Below are 1,620 nucleotides of genomic sequence, written 5' to 3'. Positions count from 1 at the left end.
AACGCTGATCAGCAGCTGATCGCCTGCCGGTACGCCCAGAATATCACTGATCAATTTAAAGTTTTCGATATTGGAACACAACATATCATATTCCCGATCCGGATGTGCCTGCAGCTCCTCGCGCACCCGCCGGTAAAAGAATTCCTTACTGTAAAGACTGGTCAGCCGATCGTAGCGGAACTGATTGATCATCGCAGCGCTTTCGCGCAGGCTGATGATACTGGCGACGCGATGCAGGATGATCTGCGGCCGATACGGTTTGGCAACGAAATCCGTCGCTCCATGAGAAAGCGCGGCCACTTCATCGGATTCGTTATCATTCTGCGTCGCAACGATGACCGGAATCGAGGAAATTGACGGATCGTTTTTCAGGATCGACAAAAACGTATAGCCGTCCATGACCGGCATCACGATATCCAATAAGATCAGGGAAACGTTATCTTTCTGATCATTCAGCACTTTCAGCGCTTCTAACCCATTCGGCGCTTCCAGGACTTTATATTCCGACTCTAAAATTCCGCGCAGCATCGCCCGGTTAATTTCATTATCTTCTACGATCAGGATTATTTTTTGTGAAGTCATCTTTATTCCCCCGCTTCATCCGCCTTGCTTGGACTGTCGCCAGAAATCGAAAACGAATTGTTAATTTTAAGATTTCCAACCAGTTGTCTGAACTGCTTAAAGAATTAGGGGAGTGTTTTTATCTCTGCCTGATATCTATTATAATAATTCTAGCATAGGGGCATCGGAACCGCAATCTCTTTCCGGGACGAAACTCGTTCGACTATGGTAATAATTCCCCCAAATAAGCCTGTTTTACTCCATCCTTAGAACTTAGGCTTAAGGGCTACAAAGATTGGTCGGATTTGTGTTCCCGCGGCGCCGGAACTGAAATTAAATTTCAGCCTGAAAAATAATTATTCCGATTTCCTAACGATCCGCTGTCCCGCGGATTACATCCTGATCGTGGGATCGGAAAAATTGAAAAGGACTGGATAGCCAGTCCCGATTTCGCAGTGGATTTAAGCCCGGACGCCGTGACCGCATTGGTGCTCCAGCCGCGGCAGTTCAGCGAAGCATCAGCCGGCTGCCCTGGTGCAGAATATCCGTGATCAAATTCAGCATCGGATTGTACCGATCCAAAAGGCAAAGACTCATGCCGCCGAAAACGAACATCATCGCGGCGAGCCAGCGCAGATTCTTAATCATCATCGTCCGCTTCCTTTTGTTTTTTAAACCACCAAAGCAAGCCTGCCGCCAGACCTAAACTGATAAGCAGCCATCCTGTTCTTTTTTTCATGAAGCCTTTCCTCCTTGATTTCTGGCTTCATTATAAGAGAGTTGACCGCAATCCTCCATCGTTTGAGCTTACAGCCAACTTACAGTTTCGTCACCCGTCCGAAAAGCCCCCGTTTTATCGCGGTCCAATTCTCCTCCGTCCGGGTCTGATGATGACAGCGATCGAAAAAGAATCGCCTGTTGATCTTCTGAGCTTTTTCATTCCCAGAAAACAGACGCGCGAATCGAAAGAGGCAACCACCGGGATTCTTTCATCCGCCGCTGCCCGCAACAGCCTATTCCCAATAAAAGTAAAATGAAAGATAAAAAAAATAGAAATTC

Annotated in this window: 3 protein-coding genes; all 3 read right to left on the bottom strand. The window is 47.2% G+C overall.

Annotated features, from left to right (window positions below):
• The coding region (locus HOLDEFILI_RS02200) for a response regulator (protein WP_006057728.1) at positions 1-582 on the bottom strand (582 nt) is incomplete at its 3' end.
• A 486-nt stretch (positions 583-1,068) separates the two neighbouring features.
• Positions 1,069-1,212, bottom strand: a complete 144-nt coding sequence (locus tag HOLDEFILI_RS19120) for a hypothetical protein (protein WP_156788820.1) — start codon at positions 1,210-1,212, stop codon at positions 1,069-1,071.
• 202 nt (positions 1,213-1,414) lie between these two features.
• Positions 1,415-1,620 (bottom strand): hypothetical protein (locus HOLDEFILI_RS20000; protein WP_208854935.1); only part of this gene is annotated, 206 nt, incomplete at its 5' end.

Source organism: Holdemania filiformis DSM 12042 (assembly GCF_000157995.1).
GTDB lineage: Bacteria > Bacillota_I > Bacilli_A > Erysipelotrichales > Erysipelotrichaceae > Holdemania > Holdemania filiformis.
Note: the sequence above shows the minus strand (reverse complement) of the source record. Positions and strands in the feature narration are given on the sequence as shown.

Excerpts from the sequence above, each read along its gene's own strand:
- HOLDEFILI_RS19120 (WP_156788820.1), bottom strand. The coding sequence starts at position 1,212 with ATGATGATTAAGAATCTGCGCTGGCTCGCCGCGATGATGTTCGTTTTC.